Annotated in this window: 18 protein-coding genes and 4 tRNA genes; 13 read left to right on the top strand and 9 right to left on the bottom strand. The window is 44.0% G+C overall.

Going from position 1 to position 21,534, the window contains the following annotated elements:
* Positions 1–75 precede the first annotated feature (75 nt).
* The 3 genes from KOE27_RS29475 to KOE27_RS29465 all read left to right on the top strand — a co-directional run bounded on the left by KOE27_RS29475 (position 76) and on the right by KOE27_RS29465 (position 3,137).
* Positions 76–1,089: a sialidase family protein gene (locus KOE27_RS29475; protein WP_215242407.1), complete on the top strand. Its 1,014-nt coding sequence runs from the start codon at positions 76–78 to the stop codon at positions 1,087–1,089.
* Between the two features lie 546 nt (positions 1,090–1,635).
* Positions 1,636–2,427 (top strand): DUF3050 domain-containing protein, encoded by a 792-nt coding sequence (locus KOE27_RS29470; protein WP_215242406.1) that lies wholly within the window; start codon positions 1,636–1,638, stop codon positions 2,425–2,427.
* 521 nt (positions 2,428–2,948) lie between these two features.
* Positions 2,949–3,137: a hypothetical protein gene (locus tag KOE27_RS29465; protein ID WP_215242405.1), complete on the top strand. Its 189-nt coding sequence runs from the start codon at positions 2,949–2,951 to the stop codon at positions 3,135–3,137.
* A 32-nt stretch (positions 3,138–3,169) separates the two neighbouring features.
* On the opposite strand, the gene KOE27_RS29460 is transcribed toward KOE27_RS29465, so the two are convergent.
* On the bottom strand, positions 3,170–3,379 hold the full coding sequence (locus KOE27_RS29460) for a hypothetical protein (RefSeq protein WP_215242404.1): 210 nt from the start codon (positions 3,377–3,379) through the stop codon (positions 3,170–3,172).
* 258 nt (positions 3,380–3,637) lie between these two features.
* On the opposite strand from KOE27_RS29460, the gene KOE27_RS29455 reads away from it, so the two are divergent.
* On the top strand, positions 3,638–4,411 hold the full coding sequence (locus KOE27_RS29455) for an IS630 family transposase (RefSeq protein ID WP_215242484.1): 774 nt from the start codon (positions 3,638–3,640) through the stop codon (positions 4,409–4,411).
* A gap of 451 nt (positions 4,412–4,862) precedes the next feature.
* Here KOE27_RS29455 and KOE27_RS29450 read toward each other — a convergent pair whose 3' ends face one another.
* The 4 genes from KOE27_RS29450 to KOE27_RS29435 all read right to left on the bottom strand — a co-directional run bounded on the left by KOE27_RS29450 (position 4,863) and on the right by KOE27_RS29435 (position 8,230).
* The gene (locus tag KOE27_RS29450) at positions 4,863–5,639 is read right to left on the bottom strand and encodes an IS5 family transposase (RefSeq protein ID WP_215236961.1); all 777 of its coding nucleotides are present in this window, start codon (positions 5,637–5,639) and stop codon (positions 4,863–4,865) included.
* An 800-nt stretch (positions 5,640–6,439) separates the two neighbouring features.
* Positions 6,440–6,513, bottom strand: a tRNA-Asp gene (locus KOE27_RS29445).
* A 120-nt stretch (positions 6,514–6,633) separates the two neighbouring features.
* Positions 6,634–7,260 (bottom strand): RpnC/YadD family protein, encoded by a 627-nt coding sequence (locus tag KOE27_RS29440; protein ID WP_215242403.1) that lies wholly within the window; start codon positions 7,258–7,260, stop codon positions 6,634–6,636.
* A 193-nt stretch (positions 7,261–7,453) separates the two neighbouring features.
* A complete protein-coding gene (locus tag KOE27_RS29435; protein ID WP_215242402.1) occupies positions 7,454–8,230 on the bottom strand; it encodes a 3-hydroxybutyrate dehydrogenase in 777 nt (258 codons plus the stop codon).
* Between the two features lie 368 nt (positions 8,231–8,598).
* Here KOE27_RS29435 and KOE27_RS29430 point away from each other — a divergent pair, with 368 nt between their 5' ends.
* Together KOE27_RS29430 and KOE27_RS29425 are read left to right on the top strand one after the other, a co-directional pair.
* Positions 8,599–8,949: an ISAon1 family transposase N-terminal region protein gene (locus KOE27_RS29430; protein WP_229253059.1), complete on the top strand. Its 351-nt coding sequence runs from the start codon at positions 8,599–8,601 to the stop codon at positions 8,947–8,949.
* Positions 8,945–9,928 (top strand): ISAon1 family transposase, encoded by a 984-nt coding sequence (locus KOE27_RS29425; RefSeq protein WP_456305218.1) that lies wholly within the window; start codon positions 8,945–8,947, stop codon positions 9,926–9,928. The genes KOE27_RS29430 and KOE27_RS29425 overlap by 5 nt, the downstream gene beginning before the upstream one ends.
* 127 nt (positions 9,929–10,055) lie before the next feature.
* Here the strand turns inward: KOE27_RS29425 and KOE27_RS29420 are convergent.
* The 3 genes from KOE27_RS29420 to KOE27_RS29410 form a co-directional block, all read right to left on the bottom strand.
* Positions 10,056–10,129: transfer RNA gene (locus KOE27_RS29420), tRNA-Arg, on the bottom strand.
* A gap of 154 nt (positions 10,130–10,283) precedes the next feature.
* A tRNA-Pro gene (locus KOE27_RS29415) sits at positions 10,284–10,357 on the bottom strand.
* A 57-nt stretch (positions 10,358–10,414) separates the two neighbouring features.
* A tRNA-Ser gene (locus KOE27_RS29410) sits at positions 10,415–10,501 on the bottom strand.
* 130 nt (positions 10,502–10,631) lie between these two features.
* Between KOE27_RS29410 and KOE27_RS29405 the strand changes: the two genes are divergently transcribed.
* The 4 genes from KOE27_RS29405 to KOE27_RS29390 are packed head-to-tail and all read left to right on the top strand — an operon-like array spanning position 10,632 to position 13,763.
* Positions 10,632–11,594: a vWA domain-containing protein gene (locus KOE27_RS29405; protein ID WP_215242401.1), complete on the top strand. Its 963-nt coding sequence runs from the start codon at positions 10,632–10,634 to the stop codon at positions 11,592–11,594.
* Positions 11,595–11,635: 41 nt separating this feature from the next.
* Positions 11,636–12,337 (top strand): tetratricopeptide repeat protein, encoded by a 702-nt coding sequence (locus KOE27_RS29400; protein ID WP_215242400.1) that lies wholly within the window; start codon positions 11,636–11,638, stop codon positions 12,335–12,337.
* 13 nt (positions 12,338–12,350) lie between these two features.
* Entirely contained in the window at positions 12,351–13,283 is a 933-nt protein-coding gene (locus KOE27_RS29395; protein ID WP_215242399.1) for a phosphoribosylaminoimidazolesuccinocarboxamide synthase, read from the top strand.
* A gap of 57 nt (positions 13,284–13,340) precedes the next feature.
* Positions 13,341–13,763: an anti-anti-sigma factor gene (locus tag KOE27_RS29390; RefSeq protein WP_215242398.1), complete on the top strand. Its 423-nt coding sequence runs from the start codon at positions 13,341–13,343 to the stop codon at positions 13,761–13,763.
* A 98-nt stretch (positions 13,764–13,861) separates the two neighbouring features.
* Here KOE27_RS29390 and KOE27_RS29385 read toward each other — a convergent pair whose 3' ends face one another.
* Positions 13,862–14,425 (bottom strand): DUF4142 domain-containing protein, encoded by a 564-nt coding sequence (locus KOE27_RS29385; RefSeq protein ID WP_215242397.1) that lies wholly within the window; start codon positions 14,423–14,425, stop codon positions 13,862–13,864.
* Positions 14,426–14,796: 371 nt separating this feature from the next.
* Between KOE27_RS29385 and KOE27_RS29380 the strand changes: the two genes are divergently transcribed.
* The 3 genes from KOE27_RS29380 (at position 14,797) to gltB (ending at position 21,509) form a co-directional block, all read left to right on the top strand.
* Positions 14,797–15,897 (top strand): DNA topoisomerase IB, encoded by a 1,101-nt coding sequence (locus tag KOE27_RS29380; RefSeq protein ID WP_215242396.1) that lies wholly within the window; start codon positions 14,797–14,799, stop codon positions 15,895–15,897.
* A 175-nt stretch (positions 15,898–16,072) separates the two neighbouring features.
* Positions 16,073–16,543 (top strand): ferritin-like domain-containing protein, encoded by a 471-nt coding sequence (locus KOE27_RS29375; protein ID WP_215242395.1) that lies wholly within the window; start codon positions 16,073–16,075, stop codon positions 16,541–16,543.
* A gap of 382 nt (positions 16,544–16,925) precedes the next feature.
* Entirely contained in the window at positions 16,926–21,509 is a 4,584-nt protein-coding gene (gene gltB / locus KOE27_RS29370) for a glutamate synthase large subunit (RefSeq protein ID WP_215242394.1), read from the top strand.
* The last annotated feature ends 25 nt before the right edge of the window (positions 21,510–21,534 follow it).

The raw sequence follows: 21,534 nt of genomic DNA, 5'->3' as shown, positions 1-21,534 counted from the left end.
AACACGGGTGCCTACATTTGATATGTGAAGTTAAAAACAATTTCATTCTATCATTTCACCAAACCCATTTTATTCATGAAAATCCATCACCTCTCTTTTTTACTCTTTTTTCCCTTCTCCTTTGCCTTTGATCAGGCTTTGGAATTTCCGCAGTCATCCTCACTTCCGGATGGTGAACAAGCACAAAAAGGAGATAAGGCAGTAGCTGCAAACATCATTTTTAAGTCAGTGGATGGCGGGCAGACATGGCAGGACATTAGCGAGGGATTACCTGAAAGTTTGCAGGGAGATGACATTCCCAGAGATGGTTTCCTTGCCAATGATCATGGGGCCTTTCTGCGTACCGGAAACGAGATATATCAAAGTAAACCAAATGCTACCGCTCCTTTTTGGAAACGGGAGGTTTTCCCTGACGAGCATAGCAGCATTGTGCCTGGCAAGACCGGGATATTGGCATACAATTCCAGCGGACAGTTTTTACAAAGAATAAACGGGGCTAGTCTATGGTCACCTGTATACACGAATTTTCCAGGAAAAGGGGTACGCACTGTTTTTGAAACTGTCGGCGGCGCCGTTTTCATCGGCTCCAACTCCAGTCTCTCCAAATCCATCGACGGTGGAGAAACCTGGAAACATTTCCATACCGGAGGTTGGGGATTGAAATTTGTAGAGTCGAAAGGTGTACTCCTGGCGACTAGTCAGGAGGGTATAATAAGATCGACTGATGACGGTGAAAGCTGGGAATTGGTGATTAGCGAGGGCGGTGTTGGCATCACAGTTGAATGTATCAAAGGTGGATTTGCCGCTATCACTTGCAATACGGAGACGGAGACCAGGAGAGTACGGACATCATACGACGGCGGTAAAACATGGCAGCCTGTTGATGCCGGCCTTCCCGCAAGTCTCTACATCGCCTCCATTAAAGAGGTTGGTGGTTATATGTTCTGTGGTCACCCGGCAGGAATTTACAGATCTTCTGACAAGGGAAAAACCTGGCAACTGTTACTTCCTTCTATTGAAGATAAGGTATTCAATTTATTTGTTTCTGGCAATGCCATCTATGCCATACCAAGGGGCGGGGGATGCTGAAGTGCAGGTTAATTTGGTGTCCTTGGCGGAATACCCAAGTAGTGATTGCTTATTTTACTGTAATGCAAAAAAGCACTGATTACCAGTGCTTTTTTGTTTTTTGCGGTCTGGACGGGAACAAATTGTAATATGTATCTACTTTTAATTCAGATACTTACTGTCTGTTCCTAACAAGAACTACACGATTGGCGCTTCTCAATAAATCCGGTACTAATTTTTAACAAATTTCTTTGCTAAAGTACCTTGCGGACTGGACGGATGTTGAAACATCATTATTCCTAGCTTGAAAATACCACTTTATATAACAAATTTATTGAGCTACTCGATTGACATGCATACATTTTCAAAATTACCTGCTTTACAATTATCTTATCGTTTACACTGGCAAGTCCAATAAGATAAAAGATAAAAAAGCATCCGCAAGAATTTTGTATTATCCCTATATGATAATAAGGCCTGTTACTCATGGCGACTTTCCTACTACTATATTGTATTACCACTTTGCGGCATTAATTTTGCGATCGACTTCAACATTCGCATCGTTAAATGAAACAGATTCAAATACTTCAAGAAGTGAACGCTTCACTTACAAACCAACTAGTCAATCACCGTCTATATAGCGAAATCAAAAGTTTGGAGGACTTACGGATTTTCATGGAGTATCACGTTTTCGCCGTCTGGGATTTTATGTCCCTACTTAAGGCGTTACAAATTAAGCTCACATGTGTTACTACTCCATGGTTGCCGGTGGGCAATCCAGAGACACGATTCCTAATCAATGAAATTGTAACCGGCGAGGAAAGTGATGTAGATTTGGATGGAAATAGGTGCAGCCATTTTGAACTTTACCTCAAGTCTATGAAGCAGGCAGGAAGTGAAACCAAAAGTATTGAGCAGTTTATTGAATTCATTGCATCCGGAAAATCAGTGGAAGAATCACTCGAACTATCCGGTATTCCAAATAGTGTTATTGATTTTGTTAACCACACTTTCTCTTTAATAGAAGACGACAAGCAGTATATACAAGCGGCCGTGTTCACGTTCGGTCGTGAAGATCTGATACCTGGAATGTTCATCTCGTTTGTGAAGGAATTACATCAACAAACCCCGGAAAGCATTGGGATATTCAAGTACTACCTGGAAAGACATATTGAAGTTGATGGCGATCACCATTCTCACCTTGCCTATGATATGACTACCTCACTTTGTGGTAACGATGAAGTTAAGTGGCAAGAAGCATCACACGCAGTTGCTATTGCCTTAAAACAGAGGATAATTCTTTGGGATAGTATAGCGAATGCCATCGAAGTTGCGAGGGGTCAAATCACACCTCAATAGTTTTAAATGGCAAATGGATTAATTAATAGAATTAGCAGGCGAAAGTTCGGCGCTCGTGGTTATGTGTGGTGCATTACAGATTGTCGTTTTGATATCCTAACTTAGAGTTTTTCTATCAAATATCCATCAGTCGTGACCAAGGAGAATATTTAGCCTTAGCAATCCAGAGATTTGAGGAGCTGCAGAACCTTAAAGACAAGAAAACTTTTTACGAATACGAGCAGACGTTGGATGAAATTTGGACAGATCTTGGCCGTCAAGTTCTAGAAAAAAAATCTGAGTGAGGTGCCTGGTCGTCGTAAAAAAAAGATAAAAACTAGATGGCACGAAAATACAAGCCAATGCCAGCAAGCATAAGCGGTTCGCCGCGAGGGTAAATGAGCTATGAATATATAAAGCGTTTAGAGCAACAACTATAGTCGGAAATAGGCAAACTGCTTGCTATTGCCTCCAGCACTGACCAGAAAGAGAAGCCAGAGAAAATTGATGTTCTTGCTGAGTTGAAACGGCGGGAAGAGCGCTTGAAGAAAATCAAACTAGCCAAGACGGTTGTTGAAGCTTGGGCAACTGGACGCTATAAGATCGAAAAGGAAACTTACGATGAAAAAATAAAAGCCCTAAAGCGAAAGGAAGGCGAAAGCGGCAAAAAGCCTCGCGGAAAAGTCCCTCAGGAGCCTGAAAATAAGCCAAACTCGTCCGATCAATTGTAATAGCCAACACTAGATCTGACAGTTGAGTTTTTTCAGGAATTACTCAAAAAATGAATTTGAGAAGGGGCCGGGAAATTCTCAGCCCCTTTTTCATTTCCGTCGACCTGGTTATTCCTGGCGAGTTGCTCTCCAGCGGAGCTCGTTTCCGCTTTACCAGGCAATTTAAAGTTATCACTTTTGTCAAAAAGATCATTGACGTTTTTGCTTTTGGCAATTGCCTTACTATCTGAAAAAGTCTGCAATGGAGTTTTGCCGTAGCAATATCTGCCGCTGTGTGTTCGCAAATGCAATGCGCCGTGATCGCATCCGATTTATACGCATGTTAAAAACAGGTAATTTTCGGAGTCAATCCGCTGCCGGTGCATCCATCGGCCTGGGCGAGCGGCAGTCACAGAGATTGTGGAGCAGTTACGTAAAAGGCGGAATTAGCAGCCTGCTGTTTACTTATTCTGAACGTTGGTGGGGTAAGTTAATCGGACCGCCGAAGCGGTAGCGTTCAGATTAGTCAGCTACGATCTTTTTTACTTTCAGATCAAGCACAGACATTAGCGGATATTCAAGCTTATCTGGCTGGGAATTTAGGTGTAAAGTACAGTATCAGCGGGGTTAGTGACTTATGTAAACGATTGAAAATAAAGGCAAAAACAGGTCGCCCTGTTAATGTACGCCAAAAGCCTGGAAATGTAGATGACTTTAATCGGATCGCCGAAGCGAAAAAATTTGTGAAATGCGTTCTGGTTTTGCAGATCACGCGATCTTTTTTCATCGCACCGACGCACCGTGATGAACTCAGGGCTGGTACGCGAACAGAATTAAGTAGGAAATGGGCTCCTATGGGTCATAGACCTATAGCACCGGTTAAGATAGGTTATGAAAATACGTACCTGTACTTAACAATATGCCCATTTACTGGCGAAGGCTTTGCGACTTTTCTCCCTAAGCTCGACAGTACATCCTTTGGGTGGTTTATTCAAAAAGTTGAAGAGAGCATTGGGCAAAAATCATTGTTTATTGCCGATGGCGCAAAAGCACATAAGGAAGAACTTTTTAACGAAGACAAATTAGTATTTAAAAAATTACCACCTGCTTGCCCTGAGCTAAATCCAATTGAGCGATTCTTCAAAAAAGTCCGCAGGCATTTAAAGAGTAAAGTGTTCGAAACCTTGGAACTGGCGCAAATTAGAATTGAGAAAATCGTTGAAATAATTTCAAAATCTATCGACAATGTAATTTCACTTACATGTTTTCCGTATATAAGAAACACGTCAATTTAAATCGGATTTAGTATTATTTTTCAAAATCGATAATAAACCTGACTCTTGTTTTGTCGGAAATCTTTGGAATGATAGCAAAGAACTTTGTGTACCCTGCATCGGGAAGATATTGATGATATTTTAATATAATCCTATAAGTTATCTCTTCACTATTACAATCACTACTGACTTCCTGTCGAATCAAATTTGCTAGCTGAAGGGAGTATACGCAACCAGCAAGCAATGTCTTCTTTTTGAAATCAATCTTAGTGTCTACCCTAGAAAAATCAATGGATTGTTCTAGTTCAGATTGCGACTGAATAATCCGCTGAATGAACTTATCATCATCTTTAACATTTATAAAATAAGCTAGCTCTACATTGTTTATCTCCTGATATTCTACAAGGCCATCTTTGCATGTAATTACATATGGATCTTCTTTGCAAGAGGCTACTAAGAGCGTGTTTGGGAATTATATTTTGTCTGTTGAGTAAATTCGTTGTAACATGATTTGAATATTCGCTAAATACAGCCATCCTACACTGGATGTGACGGTATACTCATAATCCTTGACAATTCTTCTAAAGAAATTAGACCAAGCAATAGTTCTCTCGACTACCCATCTTTTGGCAACCGGAATAAAGCCTTTCGTTGATTCGGGCTTAGCAGCTTTTTCAAATTTGATCTTATGTTTTTCAATCTCGTCTGCGAAAACTCCTGCATACGCCTGGTCACCATAAATTTTAACCAAGCGCTCGTTTTGGCAAATAATGTCTGGCATAAATCCTAATGCAGCTGCACCGTCATGTATGTTTGCAGCATGTACTTTGGCAAACCAAAGCCTTCCACCACTGTCAACGAGAAATTGTCTTTTTCTCCCATTTACTTTTTTGTGGGCGTCCAATCCACGGTTCTCCCAAATCATTGGAGCCAATTTAACTGATTGGCTATCAGCGCTAAATATAGCAGGATTTTCATCTCTGCCATTGTTTTTTCTATCGAGCTTATTGAGGGCAATATTAATTTCTGCGAAAATATTTGACTTTTTCCATTTGGAAAAATACCAAAATATGGCCTGCCAGGGAGGATAGCTATCGGGTAAGTTTCGCCACTGACAACCTGTTCTTAAAATGTAGAAAATCGCATCTATAACATCCCGCAGATTCAATTTCCGCTTACGTTTTGTATCCAAAAATACCGATATTGCACCCCATTGGAGATCGGTCAGTCTAATATACTGTTTAATCAACTCTTTAACGTTTGGTCACTGCAAAGATGGTACGATCTCTATTCTTCTCAATTCCCAAACACGCTCTAAAAAGACGATAAACCAACCCAAAAACAATAAGCATCTCCTTACAAATATCTGTACCACTTTGTACATACGATTGATTGATTTAGCTGACTAATATTTATTGATCCACATTTTCAACGCAAATTCTATTTGATTTCTTATGAGCTTGCTATTTGCAGCTATCAAATTACATTATTAACAGCACGCCCTCTTCGACCAGTTTTGTTCCAAATAAAATAGAAGAAAACGTTAACATAGTTGTCTCCGGGCTGGATATTCTGGATAATGAGCGATGCTCAACTCCTTACATTCTGTTCAGACTCGAAAAGATAAAAAGGATGAGGCAATTTCTAGAAAACAATATACTTCATGAGTTATTGAGGTTTGTATCTGCTCTCACCCTTTTATCACTTTATAGCAGAAATCTGACTTTTATCCTGATAATCAATTAGTTTTGTAAACATAGGAGGATTTGGGCTGTTTCAAGAAGAAGAGCAGTCCGAAACTTTTTTCAACATAATCACAAACATTTAGAGTTAAACAAAGGTCGAACTCCGCCTTAGCGAAACAAGATGTAAATCTTATTAAGATATTGTATGTCAGATAATTGTATGCTTTTCAGTGCGTCTTTTTTGTCTTACAAAAGACGCACTTTAATTTTGGGCATTTTTGAATATTTTGGTAGTCTATCCCAAAAGAAAAACCCTGTTTAAATAAATTAAACAGGGTTTTAAGCATTTTGAAAATGTAATCTGCGGTCTGGACGGGACTCGAACCCGCGACCCCATGCGTGACAGGCATGTATTCTAACCAGCTGAACTACCAAACCGTTTCATTTTTGCCATCGTTATGGTGAAAACGTGGTGCAAAAGTAACGGATCTGAGATTAAAACCTAGTCATTTGTTTATAATTTTTAATATTTTTATTATACTGCTGAATAACAGTTTCTTAAAACGGGTTGGTATACCTCACCGAAAATGCACGACCGACATTAATCATCAGATTTACTTTTTGTTGAATCTTATGCAAAACCAATCCATTTGGGGGGGCAGGGGAGATGCTCTTACGAACGCCGTTTTCCGGTAAGGCCTGAAATGCAGCTACCAGCATAGCCACGGGGTTATCTATTTTCAGCAGATGCTCTTTGTACTGATTACAAAGCTTTAAAGTATTAAAAACAGAAAGAGCCGGATTTTCATGCAGCCGGGCAGAAGGATTGTCGTCCGGGGATAGGGTGAAAACGGTTATGGGTTTGTGATAGGTTGTAAAAATCCGGTAATAGTAGGTAAACAGCCGTTCCGCCACATCCTTGTCATCACTGCCCTGCAATGCCAGATGGATGAGTATCCACTGTTCTTCTCCGTTTTCATTAAACACTTTCACCAGTTTGTTAACCTGGGGTGGAACGGAAGGTCCGTTGTCAGCGAGCGAAACCTGTTCCAGCTCTTGGTCCAGCCATTCAAATTTTTTCCTGAAGTCAATGGTCTCGGCCAGAGACGGATAGTAGGAATGTAAAAAGTTGGTGAATGTTATTTGCAGCCTCGACTTCCAAAGAGAATCTTCGTTTTTCATCATTTCAGGCGGATAGTGTGATGTAACCTTTGTGCTAAGACTATCTTTTGCCCGGGAAGTCACCGAAACGAGGGAATTTTTTAGATATCCTGTCGGATACAGAGGGAGCCCAGGGCGTGGTGGTCCTGTTTAGGGCCAGGTTTGACCGAAAAGAAGAGGCCTGGCAGACGGGCAGGAGCTTAAAGCGGCCTTAATATCACTGGGCTGTGTACCCACCATCAATAACAACCGCTTGGCCAGTGATTCCGCCTGCCTTTTCGCTTGCCAGAAATAAAACGTAATCAGAGATTTCCTGTACAGCCAAAAGCCTTTTCTGGGGGACGAGCGGATAGATCACTTCTTCCATTACCTTTTCCAGCGGTATGTTTCTGGTTTGAGCCAGCGATTCGAGCTGATTTTGGACAAGTGGTGTATCCACGTAACCCGGACAAACTGCGTTTACTGTTATTCCAAAGGCCGCACCTTCCAGTGCAGTTACTTTTGTGAGCCCGATCACTCCATGCTTGGCGCTATTATAGGCCGCTTTTCCCGCAAAACCAACCAGGCCATTGATGGAAGCCATGTTGATAATGCGTCCGCAGTGCTGTTTTTTCATGATGGGAAACACATGCTTTGTGGCTATAAATGGAGCCGTGAGCATGATTCTGATCATTAGTTCAAACTGAGCGGTCGGGAATTCTTCAACAGTAGAGATATACTGCATCCCGGCATTGTTGATCAGAATGTCAATCCGTCCGAAAATGTCGACGACCTTGTTCAGTGCAGATAAAATGGCTTCTTCCCGTGTCACATCGCATCCAAGGCCGGTTACGTTCCAGCCGTTTTCTTTGAGCGACGCGGCAGCCGCAATTACTTTTTCGGTATTCAGGTCGGTGATAATGACCTGGGCTCCCTGTTTTGCAAACTCCTGTCCAAGGGCCAGACCAATACCACTTGCCGCTCCGGTAATAAACACGACCTTATCCTTAAACATGATGGATATGCTCAATAATTGGGTTCTATGAGGTTAGGGAAAACAGCCAGAAAAAACAATGCCGCTCGGGTTTTCGAAAGCGGTCTGAGCCGTGTGCCAAGTCTGATTTTTCGAAGAGCGGGATGAAACTCGTCCATAAAAAATCAGGGATCTGCTGGCGTCTTTCGGATATACCAAGCGACATTGAATGGATACAAATTAGGGGAAATTATTTTGTAAAAAAAATGTCTGGACAAGAAAAGTATTGAACTTTCTGAAGAAGCCGGGAATGGAAAAACTAAAATTTCGCCGGTGCGCTCGGATCAATCCGAAAAGTTGGGGGGCGATAAAAAAAGTAGTTGCTTTGCAATGAATCAATATTAAACACATTGCAAGAGTCCTATTTAGCCCTAGTCCGTTTCCTATTGCCAGAAGGTATTTTAGAATATTTCGAACTTTCCAAAATTGTTGAAGGTCTCACTGGCCTGAATATCTATCTTGAGGAGAAAAACCTTCCTCCTGCCGAATACGAAGACAAAAAATTAGAATCCAAAGGCTTTCTACCCGAAATATACATTCAGGACTTTCCTATTCGTAATCAAAAGGTTACGCTTTGTATCAAGCGTCGGCGCTGGGAAGTCAGAGAGACCGACGAGATTATCACCAGGGATTGGAATATTGTACAACAGGGGACTCGAATGACTCGAGAGTTCGCTGATTTTTTAAAAGGACTGTATTGATAATAACCCTGTCAGTTGTTCCCAGCTTGGCAAATACTTTCATCTGGACGGTAAACAGTTACAACAACAGTATAAAGACCACATCAGTGATTACCAGCAATGGGATCAAAAGGAACACGCCCAAGATTGGATGTTGTATTCAGAAAACACCGGCGTGCATCTAAGTATTGACGAAACTGCGCTTTCTAATGGAGAACTTTATACCATCGTGACAAATAAAGCAACCAAGGGCAGAAAAGGGTCCCTTGTTGCGATGATAAAAGGCACCCAGGCAGATACTGTTATCCAGGTTTTAAAAAAGATACCTAAGCGGTGTCGGGACAAAGTTCGCGAGGTAACTCTGGATATGGCGGCCAACATGAACCTTATCGTGAAGCGTTGTTTCGTTAAAGCTCACCGAGTTATTGATCGATTTCACGTACAGAAACTAGCTTATGAAGCGGTACAGGAAATCAGGATCAAGTACCGATGGGAAGCCCTGGATAAAGAAAATGAGGCGATTATTGCTGCAAAGGAGGCGGGCATAAGCTTTGATCCTGAAGTTCTTGAAAACGGAGATACAGTTAAACAATTGTTAGCAAGAAGTAGATATCTGCTATTTAAACACTACGATAAGTGGACAAGCACTCAACTTACTCGTTCCAGATTACTGTTTGCTCAATACCCGGTTATTAAGGAAGCGTATGACTTATCGCTGAATTTGGGAATCATATTCAGGACTTGCAGCTCAAAGGAAGTGGCCTTTAAAAAGCTGGCATTGTGGTATAACAAGGTGGAGGACTGTGGGATAAATTCCTTCAAAACGGTTGCCAGGTCTATTCAAACGCATTATTTGGGCATCCTGAATTTCTTTAACAATAGAAGTACCAACGCCGCAGCGGAGTCGTTCAACGCTAAAATCAAAGCATTTAGATCCACATCGCGAGGTGTTAGGGACATTTCATTCTTCCTGTTCAGACTATCCAAACTATATGCCTGAAATCCCTATTTCCTTCCCCCCAAGAATTTGGCTTGATCCAGAATTTGGCTTGATCCGTGCGCTCAAGTCCGTATGTACCTATAATAAAAAAAGACTTGACGGTTAAGTCAAGTCCTTGATTTTCAAGTGATCCCGTTTGGATTCGAACCAAAGACCTACTGCTTAGAAGGCAGTTGCTCTATCCAGCTGAGCTACGGGACCGTTATTCTATTTTAAGCAAAGACCTATTGCTTAGAAGGCAGTTGCTCTATGCTGCCGGCCGTCGCACGGTGAGCTACGGGACCGGTTAAAAAAAAGTAGGCAGTGAGCAGTTCGCAGTCAAAATCTGCATACGGCCTACTGCCTACTGTGATTGTCGGGGAGACAGGATTCGAACCTGCGACCCTCTGGTCCCAAACCAGATGCGCTACCGGGCTGCGCCACTCCCCGAATTATGTGTGGTCAAACATCCGAATTTTGACATTTTAACCTGTTCAGAAGCAGATGTAGAGGAAGCGGGATTCGAACCCGCGGTACCCTTGCGAGTACGGCAGTTTAGCAAACTACTGGTTTCAGCCACTCACCCATCCCTCCTTCTTTCCGTTCTGGGTTGCAAATATAGGGGGTTGTAAATCAGAAAAGCAAGTTAATCCACAAAAAAAATCTTTGTCAGAATCGTTTAATGCCTATTTTTGGGGATATCAAATTACACAATACGTTCATTATGAACTGGAATTACCCGCTTGGAACGACTGAATATTTTTTCATATTTTTTTTTATTTGCCTCTATATCGCCTACATCATACGCACAGTAAGGGTAGCACGCCAGCTTAAAACCACTGCCAGAACCCTGATCATAAAATTATTTCTGCGGATGGTAACATTTGCACTTTTGATGATTAGCCTGCTGGGGCCGTCGTTTGGTGAAGCAGATCAGGAAATAAAAGCGCAAGGAAAAGATATCTATCTCGTGGTTGACCTTTCGATGTCCATGAATGCAGCCGATGTGATTCCTTCGCGGCTGGAAAAGGTAAAATTTGAGCTGAGCCGTTTTGTGGAAAACCAGAAGGCCAACCGCATTGGAATTATCGTATTTTCCAATGATGCTTATGTGCAGGTCCCCCTTACATACGATGCCGACGCTCTCGGATTATTTATCCAGTCTTTGCAAACGGACCTGATTCCTGGCAGTGGTACCAATTTGTGCCGTGCGGCTGAGCTGGCATTTAACCGGCTGATCAATGGGGACGAACCAGACGGGCGGTCAAAAATGATGGTTCTTTTTACCGACGGAGAAAATTCTAAGGACTGCGCCGGGGCTTTGTTTAACAATTTGAGGCGATACGGTATAGGTGTTTATACCGTTGGGGTAGGGACCAAAGCAGGTACCAGTATCCGAAGTAAAAACGGACTGCTGAAAGATGAAAGAGGCAAGCTTGTGATTACAAAACTGAACGAAGACTTTCTTTCTGGATTTTCACTGAACGCAAAAGGCGGATACTACGAACTCAGTAATACCCGTAACGATATGGATCCTTTAATTGCCGAAATCACCAGTGCCAGAGGATCATTTATCAATGCCAGAACCGTGATGGTGGACAGCAACAAGTACTACTATTTTCTGGGAGCTGCCCTGGTTTTAGTACTCATGGATGTTTTAATTACGATAGGAACGTTCCGGTTGTAACGATCTATTCTTATTTTTGTAGGGCAAAAGTCAAAAAAGGAATGACAGCTCTGATTCTTTACGTAATGTTATGGGTGTGGGATAACCGCACTTTTGACTCCATTACCAAAACAAACGAGCGAAAGGTTATTGCAGAGCGGGCATTTAAAAATAAGCAGTTCAAGAAATCCGCCATTCTTTATCAGCAAATTACATACGGATCTATTTTTTCGGACCCGGCCGCCAGGTTAAATCTGGCACATTCCTATTTTTATAATGGACAGCTGGAGCAGGCATTAAAACATTATACGCTCCTGGCGCATGCGCAGGACAGGACCATTTCATCCATTGCCAATAACCAGGTGGGGCTCATTCAAATGAACAAAGGGGATTCGGCGGCCGCATTGGAATCGTTTAAGGAATCGCTCCGGCTGGAAACCGGGAACAACGTTGCCAGGGCTAATTATATTTTTTTAAAAAGCCATTATTCCGGTAACGATGAAGGTCCTGTACCCCAATCGGTTGAAAAACAAGTGAAGAATAAAGTGGAGGAATCGGCAGTGGCTGAGCAGCAAAACCAGGAAATTGTAAAGGATTCAAGGAAGGAAGAATTTCTGAACAGCCTTAAAACGATGAATATGACGGAGGATCAGGCCCGTGCCATACTGGATGCCATGAAAACAAATGAGGCCCAGTACATCTACCAGCTCCGCAGAAGACAGTATGCGGAAAAGCAAAAGTCCAGCAAAAAAATTGAATGGTAATTAAAAATAATCAATGAAAAGTATAGCAGCAACGAAATTTGAATTTCCCGGTCAGACCGGTTTTTACAAGGGAAAAGTGCGTGATGTATATTCCTTTGAAAAAAAATTGGTCATGATCGCCACCGACCGCATTTCAGCTTTTGATGTAATACTGCCCCGCGCAATTCCATATAAAGGACAGGTACTTAACCAGATCGCCGCCCATTTCCTGAATGCCACACGGGATATTGTCCCCAACTGGCTGGAAGAAGTACCAGATCCTAATGTAAGTATTGGTGTTAAGTGTGATGCTTTTGCGGTGGAAATGGTTGTTCGCGGATACCTTGCAGGCCATGCATGGCGGGAATATTCCGCAGGGAAACGAATGCTATGTGGCGTGGCTTTACCCGACGGACTAAGGGAAAATGATAAACTTCCGAGTCCCATCATAACCCCCACTACCAAAGCGCATGAAGGACATGATGAGGATATATCCCGTGAAGCCATATTGGCCAATGGCCTCGTTGGCGAAGAGGATTATGAGCATTTGGAAAGATATAGCCTGGCACTGTTTGCAAGAGGTACCGAAATGGCCGCGGATCAGGGGCTTATACTGGTAGATACAAAGTACGAGTTCGGGAAACGCGACGGGGTGATTTATCTGATAGACGAAATCCATACGCCGGATTCCTCGCGCTATTTTTACCAGGATATTTATGCCGAAAACCAGGCACTCGGGAGATCACAGAAACAGCTTTCTAAGGAGTTTGTACGCGAATGGCTGATACAGAACGGTTTTCAGGGAAGGGATGGTCAGCAGGTTCCTGAAATGACCGATGAGAAAGTACAGGAAATTTCGGACCGTTACATCGAGCTGTTCGAAAAAGTAACAGGTAACAAATTCCAAAAAAACAAACTGGACAATCCGGTGGAACGAATAGAAAAAGCTATTCTGGCAACACTGTGATCTGGACCCGGCCAAGAAACAGATTTAAACAATTATTCCTGATAAAACAGAATAACGATGGATTACAAAATCGAAAAAAAGGAACAATTCGCATACATTGATTTGGAAGAGGCGGCATTTGCGAAAGAAGTCCCTGCCTCTTTTGAAGAAACTGCCCGGTCTCTTTTTCGTGAAGGTTATCACAGCCTCATAGTGAATATGCAGGTTACGAAGTCAATTGACGCAGGCGGCACTACGGTATTGAAAAAGGTAAATCGCCTTTGCGCAAATGACCTGGGATTATTGGTGGTGGTAACCCGTGACGATGATTTTATTGATACGCTGGAGGCATTAAAAATTCCCGATCTGAACATCCTTCCCACCAAAGAGGAAGCAATAGACGCTGTTTTTATGCATAACCTTGAAAATGAATTCGGTGCGGGGGATGATGATTATGATGATGAAGACTATGAAGGCGTGAGCGAATCATCCGAACCCTGATAAAATAGGATCGGAGCCGGAAAACCCTGGTCAGGATTCCGGCTCCGATCATTGCCTGAACGAATCATAGGCTACTCATGGAAGCCGTAAGCGGCATTTTATTTCAGTCCGTCCTTCACGGTTTTCGCCATTTCCAGGTGATGCTGCAGCGTCGATACTTTGCCGCCAGCCCACGCTTTTATATCAGGATCCTTGGCGTCTTTCGCAGTTTTCTCAAATTCCCGAACATCCTTTTCATGATCATCTACCATAAAGGCAGCATAGTCTTTGTCAAAATCCTTGCCTTTTTTCTCAGCCAGTTTGTCAAAATCTTTTTGTTTTTCATCACTGAGACTCATGGGTAAGGTAATGTTCTTTTGCTTGGCAAGCGCTGACAGTTCCTCGTTGGCCTTGGAATGATCAGCCACCATGGTTTTACCAAAATCCTTCACAGATTGTGCCGCACCGTTGGTTTGCGCAAGCTCTCCAAGCTTAACTTCCAGCATACTTCCCTCTGCGGCAGCTACCGCAAATTCGGTATCATCCTCCAGATTGGTATCATCAAATTTTTGCTCGTTCTGCTCTTCGGCTAATTCTTTTGAGTCTTCTTTTTGGGAATTGTTACAGGCAGAAAAAAGCAAGGCACTGGCCAATATAAATGAACTTAATGTGATCTTTTTCATAACGATTTACATTTTTTTGTGATTTGGATAACGGATCGGTTAAAAAATGCGTGCCACTGTCATTGGGGCTATCCACCCTAATTGATGCTGCGGTTAATGCTGCATTATATAGCAGTATCAGCAACATTCCTTATTTCCACGGTATGCTGTCTTTCGCCGGACTATCTGATTTCCTGTTCCACAATTGTGAGTACATACTTCCGCAATTCGGGTTTCTCCGGGCATTGCATGATTGACTGACAATGATATCTGCTCTCATTTTTGTCTGGTAAAATGTTGAATCATTGATTTTTAACCACTCACCGGCATTTGTATTTTACCCTGGTATCAGTTTGGATAGGATAATTCCGTACTTATTAAAATTCATCAGCATGACAGCACAGCAGGTTGCATCAGGTTCAACGGTGCCTTTTCTGATTCCTTCGGGACAAATAAAAAAACTACGGAACGATCCCGCCAAAACAGCCGCCGCAGCGGGACTTCATTACATTCAATCCGCCAACGCGCCCGGATATTTTCGTAAGGGCAGGCATCCTCGTTTTTATTATGTGGATGACAACGGCCAACGCTGCGCTGACAAAGCTCAGATCAGGCGGATTAAATCGCTGGTGTTGCCACCGGCCTGGCAAAGCGTGTGGATCAGCCAGGATCCGGAAGCACACCTTCAGGCCACTGGTATTGACGCGGACGGACGCAAGCAATACCGGTACCATCCGCACTGGAACCTGATCAGGAACCAGGCTAAGTATTACAGGCTTCTGGCGTTTTCGGAAGTGTTGCCAGCGTTGCGGGAGCAGGTGGAGCACGACCTCCGCCGTCATGAGCCGACGTTGGAAAAGGTAACGGCGCTGGTGATCAGGCTGATGGATAAAACCTGTATCAGGGTAGGAAACGAAAGGTACAGGGTGAAGCACGGTTCGGCTGGTATGACAACCCTGGATGCCAGGCATGCCACGGTAAGAGGAAGTACCATACGTTTTCTTTTTAAAGGAAAAAAGGGAATTAAGCAGGATATTGTCTTACGGGATGCGCGTCTGGCCCGTCTTGTGAAGCAATTCAAGGATATGCCCGGCAAAAGACTTTTTAAATATGTAAATGAAAACGGCGGAAAATGTGCCCTTAACGCCAGCCAGGTGAATGCGTATATACGGAAACATACCGGTGGGAATTATTCTGCAAAAGATTTCAGAACCTGGATGGGTACCCTGACGGCCTTTGAGTTTCTGGGAACACAGCAAAAATTTGAAAACCAGCGTCAGTTTACCCGTATCATCAATAGCTGTTATGATACTGTGGCGGGGCATCTGGGTAATACACGTGCCGTTTGCAAGAAATACTATATTCACCCGGCCGTGATTAGAGCCTACGAACATCACAAAATCCAGCGATTCCTTCACAAAGAGGTAGGGCCATCAGCACAATTGACTCCCAGTGAGCAGTTGCTTAAGTTGTTGCTGGCTCGTCCGGCTTAGGCGTAAGGAAGGATTGACACTAAACGGTTGAATAAGTTTCCCATTTGATGGTGCATAGTCAGCAGTGTTTGGTTCTGAAAACAGGCACAGGAGTACATCAGGGCACATCTGGACTGAATGGCACAGGTTTTTAGACTACTGCTGCAAGTTTATCACAAATTAAAAAATCAACATTATGGAAACGAATAGCAAATTAGTCGAGGTATTGAATGATCTGATACGTATCAATAATGACCGTATCGATGGTTACGAGAAAGCAATGGACGAAGTGGAAGACATTGATGTGGACCTGAAAGCAATATTCCAGAAAATGGCAAATGAAAGTCGTGGCAATGTGTCAGAGCTTAGCACGGAGGTAGCGGCTTTGGGCGGGGAAATAGCTACAGGTACCACCGGATCGGGTAAAATATATCGGGTATGGATGGATATCAAGGCAACGTTCACAGGCCATGACAGGCAGTCCGTACTGGAAAGTTGTGAATATGGTGAAGACGCAGCGCAAGACGCTTATGCAGATGCGCTGGCATCGGACGCTGAAATTCCGGCAAATGTGCGCCAGCTGATAACCGATCAGAAGGCAGAGCTAATGGAGTCACATAACCTTATAAAAGGGTACAGGGATGCGCATAAAGCGGTCAATGCCTGATCGCACAAAACGCTCTGACAAAAAAGGAACTTCTCAAAAGGAAGTTCCTTTTTTGTTTTTTTTCTAGTATATTATCCAAATCAAGAAGATCCTCTGAAAAAGGAAGTGTAGGTGGGGCGGAGGACATTTATGATTTTTTCATCGTCATTCCGGGTTTTATTGACAGATTATCAATATTTTCAGAAAAATTGTAACAAATTAACCAATTCGTGTTTTTGAAATAAAATTTTGCCATTTCCCTATTCGGCCAAATATTTTTTATGGTTAAATTGCGTGACTTTACCCAATTCTGAATGTAAACCCGGTAAGGCCAGTTATTTTAATTGCTTATTTATATAAATTCTATATACGAATTTGTTAATTACTCTACAATCTTCGATATATGTCGCAAATGTCTGAACCAATGGTAGAAAATCAAGGGCTGTATCGTCCTGAATTTGAGCACGATGCATGTGGGATAGGTTTCCGTGCTAACATTAAAGGCCGTAAGTCACACCAGATTGTGGCTGATGCCATACACATGTTGGAACGTATGGAACACAGGGGAGCTACCGGTTTTGACCCTAATACGGGAGATGGCGCAGGTATATTGATTCAAATTCCCCACGAATACTTTGTGGATGAATGTCTGAAATTAGGATTTCAGCTTCCTCCTGCGGGAGAATATGGCGTTGGGATGATATTCTTTCCTGGTAAGGAAGAGATGCGTGAAGAGTGCCGTGATATTCTGAACCGTAAAATCAAGCGCCTAGGCCTGCAGTTGCTGGGATATCGTAAAGTACCCACGCTTAATAACACATTGGGTGAAGGATCTCTCTCGGTGGAGCCATTTGTTGAGCAGGTATTTATTAAACGTCCGGACGACATTACCGATGATCTCGCTTTTGAACGCAGGCTGTATATCCTGCGCCAGGCTTCTGCAAGGTTGATATCTGATACGGTAAAAGGGGCGAAGAAAGCATTTTATTACTCGTCGTTATCTTGCCGTACCATCTCTTATAAAGGCCAGCTTACAACTGCCCAGCTAAAATATTATTTCCCTGACCTTGAAAATGAGTCGGTCGTATCTGCCCTGGCGGTAGTTCACTCCCGTTTCTCAACCAATACATTCCCATCGTGGGAACTTGCCCAGCCGTTCAGATACATTGCGCACAACGGTGAGATTAACACTGTGAAGGGCAACGTGAACTGGATACGGGCCGGTGAAAAAACTTTTTCTTCCGAGTTTTTTACAAAGGAAGAAATGGATATGATCCTGCCCATCTGCGATAGAAACCAGTCGGATTCTGCAAATTTGGATAATGCCATTGAACTGCTTCATTTGTCCGGACGTTCGCTTCCGCATGTCATGATGATGCTGGTGCCGGAAGCCTGGGACGGAAATGAGCAGATGGACCCGGCCCGGAAAGCATTCTACGAATACCATGCCGCTATTATGGAGCCATGGGATGGCCCGGCTTCCATTTCCTTTACGGATGGAAAAATGGTGGGAGCTACGCTGGACCGGAACGGATTGCGCCCTTCGCGCTATTGGGTACTGGATGATGATACCATCATCATGGCCTCCGAAGCGGGTGTGCTGGAAGTGGATCAGTCCCGTGTTGTAACGAAGGGGCGTCTCCAGCCTGGGCGTATGTTTATTGTAGATATGGAGCAGGGGCGGATTATCCCGGATGAGGAAGTGAAAGCAGCGGTATGTTCCGCACAGCCTTACCAGCAATGGATTGAAGAAAATAAACTTCAGCTCGAGGAACTTGAAGCGCCGATCCGTACTTACCGGCCCTACGAGGAAAATGCATTATTGAAACGTCAGGTTGCTTTTGGATATACTTCCGAAGACCTGCGCATGATACTGGCTCCGATGTCCCAGTCGGGAGCGGAGGCCATCGGGTCGATGGGAACGGATGTTCCGCTGGCGGTCCTATCAGAGCAAAGCCAGCACATGTCGAGTTATTTCAAGCAGCTTTTTGCACAGGTAACCAACCCGCCGATCGACTCGATCCGGGAGCGGGCGATTATGTCGCTGATCTCTTTTGTAGGAGCAACTGAAAACATTCTGACCGAAACACCGCTTCATTGCCGCCAGATATCTCTGCCGCATCCGGTGCTGACGGTTCATGAGTTTGATAAACTTCGTTTTGTAGATAAAAGTGGTTTTCAGGCTAAAACAATAAATACTTACTTCCGTGCCGATCAGGGCGGAAAAGCCTTGGAGCGTGCGCTGGAACGTATCTGCCGTTATGCCGTAGATGCCATCGAAGACGGGTTTGAGATACTGATACTGTCGGATCGTGCCATTGATTCCGATCATGCGCCGATTCCTTCACTGCTTGCTACGGCCACCATCCATCACCATCTGATCCGTGAAGGGTTAAGGGGTAAAGTAGGATTGCTGGTAGAAGCAGGTGACGTTTGGGAAACCCACCATTTTGCAACACTGATCGGATACGGCGCATCAGGGGTATGCCCTTATATGGCGTTTGAAACGTTGAGCCATATGAATTCCAAGGGGATGATCGAGCCCGGCTTTACAGACGACAAACTGCATTATAATTATATCAAAGCTGTTAACAAGGAACTACTGAAGATTTTCTCGAAAATGGGAATTTCTACCTTGCAGTCGTACCAGGGCGCGCAGATATTCGAATGTGTAGGTCTGAACAAAGATGTGGTTGACCGCTATTTTACGGGAACAATATCCAGGATAAGCGGGATGGGTATCTCTGAAATTGCGAGGGAAATTTTGGTTCGCCATAAAGTGGCATACCACGAAACCCCTGATAAGCATCCAAAACTGGAAGTAGGAGGGTTTTATCAGTGGAAGCAGCGCGGAGAAGCACATATTTTTAATCCGCAGACTGTCCATTTGTTACAACAGTCTACCAGAAATAACAGTTACGAACAGTTTAAGAAGTTCTCCAAACTTATTGATGATCAGAGCCATAAGGCGCTTACATTGAGAGGTCTTCTGAAATTCAAAAAAGGTAATCCAATACCTCTTTCTGAGGTGGAACCTGTTGAGAATATTTTCAAGCGCTTTGCCACAGGTGCAATGTCGTTTGGGTCGATATCCTGGGAAGCACATACCACACTGGCCATCGCAATGAACCGCATCGGTGGTAAGTCCAACTCCGGAGAAGGGGGTGAAGATGAACTGCGGTACAATAAATTGCCAAATGGCGACAGCATGAACTCGCAGATCAAGCAAGTCGCTTCGGGCCGTTTCGGGGTGACAAGCCATTACCTGAGCAACGCGGGCGAACTGCAGATCAAAACGGCGCAGGGTGCCAAGCCAGGCGAAGGAGGGCAGTTGCCAGGTTTCAAGGTCGACGACTGGATTGGCCGTACACGTCATTCCACACCGGGTGTGGGATTAATTTCTCCGCCTCCCCACCACGATATTTACTCGATCGAAGATTTAGCGCAGCTGATCTACGACTTGAAAAATGCAAACCGTGCGGCGCGTATCAGTGTGAAGCTGGTATCCGAAGCAGGTGTGGGAACGGTGGCATCCGGAGTTGCCAAAGCACACGCTGATCATATCCTGATCTCGGGTTATGATGGCGGAACAGGCGCATCTCCGTTGAGTTCGATTCGTCATGCCGGATTACCCTGGGAACTTGGACTGGCCGAAACGCATCAGACCCTGGTGAAGAATAAATTAAGAGGAAGAGTTACCGTTCAGGCGGATGGCCAGCTGCGTACCGGCCGGGACCTTGCTGTGGCTGCCCTTCTGGGTGCTGAGGAATGGGGTGTTGCCACGGCGGCGTTGGTGGCTGCTGGCTGTATCATGATGCGCAAATGCCACCTGAACACTTGTCCCGTCGGTGTTGCCACGCAGCGTAAAGAACTACGTGCACTGTTCTCAGGGAAACCTGAGCATGTGGTGAACATGTTCACTTTCATGGCAGAGGAACTCCGTGAAATTATGGCCCAGCTTGGATTCCGCACCGTGAATGAGATGGTCGGCCAGGCACAATACCTAGAGCTGCGTAATGATATCAAACATTGGAAATACAAGAACCTCAATTTCGACGCCATACTTTATAAAGAAGGAGATATCTCGGTGGCTCAGTTCAAACAGGAAGAACAGGATCACGGTATTGCAGAGGTACTGGACTGGGACCTGATCAAAGGTGCAGCGGCTGCTCTGGAAAACAAGGAAGAGGTATATGGTGAGTTCCCGATCAATAACCTGAACCGGGCTGTGGGTACGATGCTTTCCAACGAAATCTCCAAGAAATACGGTGGCCCAGGTTTACCTAAGGGTACTATCCATTATAAATTCAATGGAACAGCGGGACAAAGTTTCGGGGCTTTCAATACCTCGGGGCTGCGGCTGGAATTGGAAGGAGATGCCAATGACTATTTTGGAAAAGGTCTTTGTGGAGCAGAACTTATTGTGTACCCCGACCGGGATTCGAAGTTTAAACCAGAGGAAAATATCATCATAGGTAATGTGGCATTCTACGGGGCTACATCGGGTGATGCTTATATCAGAGGTACTGCAGGTGAACGTTTCTGTGTCCGTAACTCCGGAGCTAAGGTAGTGGTAGAAGGGGTAGGAGATCATGGCTGCGAGTACATGACGGGCGGTCTGGCAATTATCCTGGGAGAAACCGGGCGCAATTTCGCGGCAGGTATGTCGGGAGGTGTGGCTTATGTGCTGGATAAAGCGGGTGATTTTGCTGAGAAGGTCAATAAGGAAATGGTTACCCTGGAAGCATTGAATGAAGAAGATCAGGGTATACTGAAAGAGTTTCTGGAAAGACATTTCCAGTATACCACCAGCAATGTAGCGTTCCAGCTGATCCAGAACTGGGAACAATCTGTAAAACAGTTTGTAAAAGTACTGCCTGACGATTTCAAGAAAGCTTTGGATAGCCGCAGTATCACACTTGCTCAGCAGATTGCAGACAAAAATGTTGTGTATCAGGATATTGTTGTGGATGTGGAACATCTGTAATATTCGGTCAGCAACACAGTTTTAT

The organism is Dyadobacter sp. CECT 9275, from assembly GCF_907164905.1.
Taxonomy (GTDB): domain Bacteria; phylum Bacteroidota; class Bacteroidia; order Cytophagales; family Spirosomataceae; genus Dyadobacter; species Dyadobacter helix.
This window is presented reverse-complemented; position numbering and strand designations above follow the sequence as displayed.

Coding starts and splice junctions, on each gene's coding strand:
- KOE27_RS29475 (WP_215242407.1), top strand. CDS start 76: ATGAAAATCCATCACCTCTCTTTTTTACTCTTTTTTCCCTTCTCCTTT.
- KOE27_RS29470 (WP_215242406.1), top strand. CDS start 1,636: ATGAAACAGATTCAAATACTTCAAGAAGTGAACGCTTCACTTACAAAC.
- KOE27_RS29440 (WP_215242403.1), bottom strand. CDS start 7,260: ATGATGAAAAACGAAGATTCTCTTTGGAAGTCGAGGCTGCAAATAACA.
- KOE27_RS29435 (WP_215242402.1), bottom strand. CDS start 8,230: ATGTTTAAGGATAAGGTCGTGTTTATTACCGGAGCGGCAAGTGGTATT.
- KOE27_RS29405 (WP_215242401.1), top strand. CDS start 10,632: ATGAACTGGAATTACCCGCTTGGAACGACTGAATATTTTTTCATATTT.
- KOE27_RS29400 (WP_215242400.1), top strand. CDS start 11,636: ATGACAGCTCTGATTCTTTACGTAATGTTATGGGTGTGGGATAACCGC.
- KOE27_RS29395 (WP_215242399.1), top strand. CDS start 12,351: ATGAAAAGTATAGCAGCAACGAAATTTGAATTTCCCGGTCAGACCGGT.
- KOE27_RS29390 (WP_215242398.1), top strand. CDS start 13,341: ATGGATTACAAAATCGAAAAAAAGGAACAATTCGCATACATTGATTTG.
- KOE27_RS29385 (WP_215242397.1), bottom strand. CDS start 14,425: ATGAAAAAGATCACATTAAGTTCATTTATATTGGCCAGTGCCTTGCTT.
- KOE27_RS29380 (WP_215242396.1), top strand. CDS start 14,797: ATGACAGCACAGCAGGTTGCATCAGGTTCAACGGTGCCTTTTCTGATT.
- KOE27_RS29375 (WP_215242395.1), top strand. CDS start 16,073: ATGGAAACGAATAGCAAATTAGTCGAGGTATTGAATGATCTGATACGT.
- gltB (WP_215242394.1), top strand. CDS start 16,926: ATGTCGCAAATGTCTGAACCAATGGTAGAAAATCAAGGGCTGTATCGT.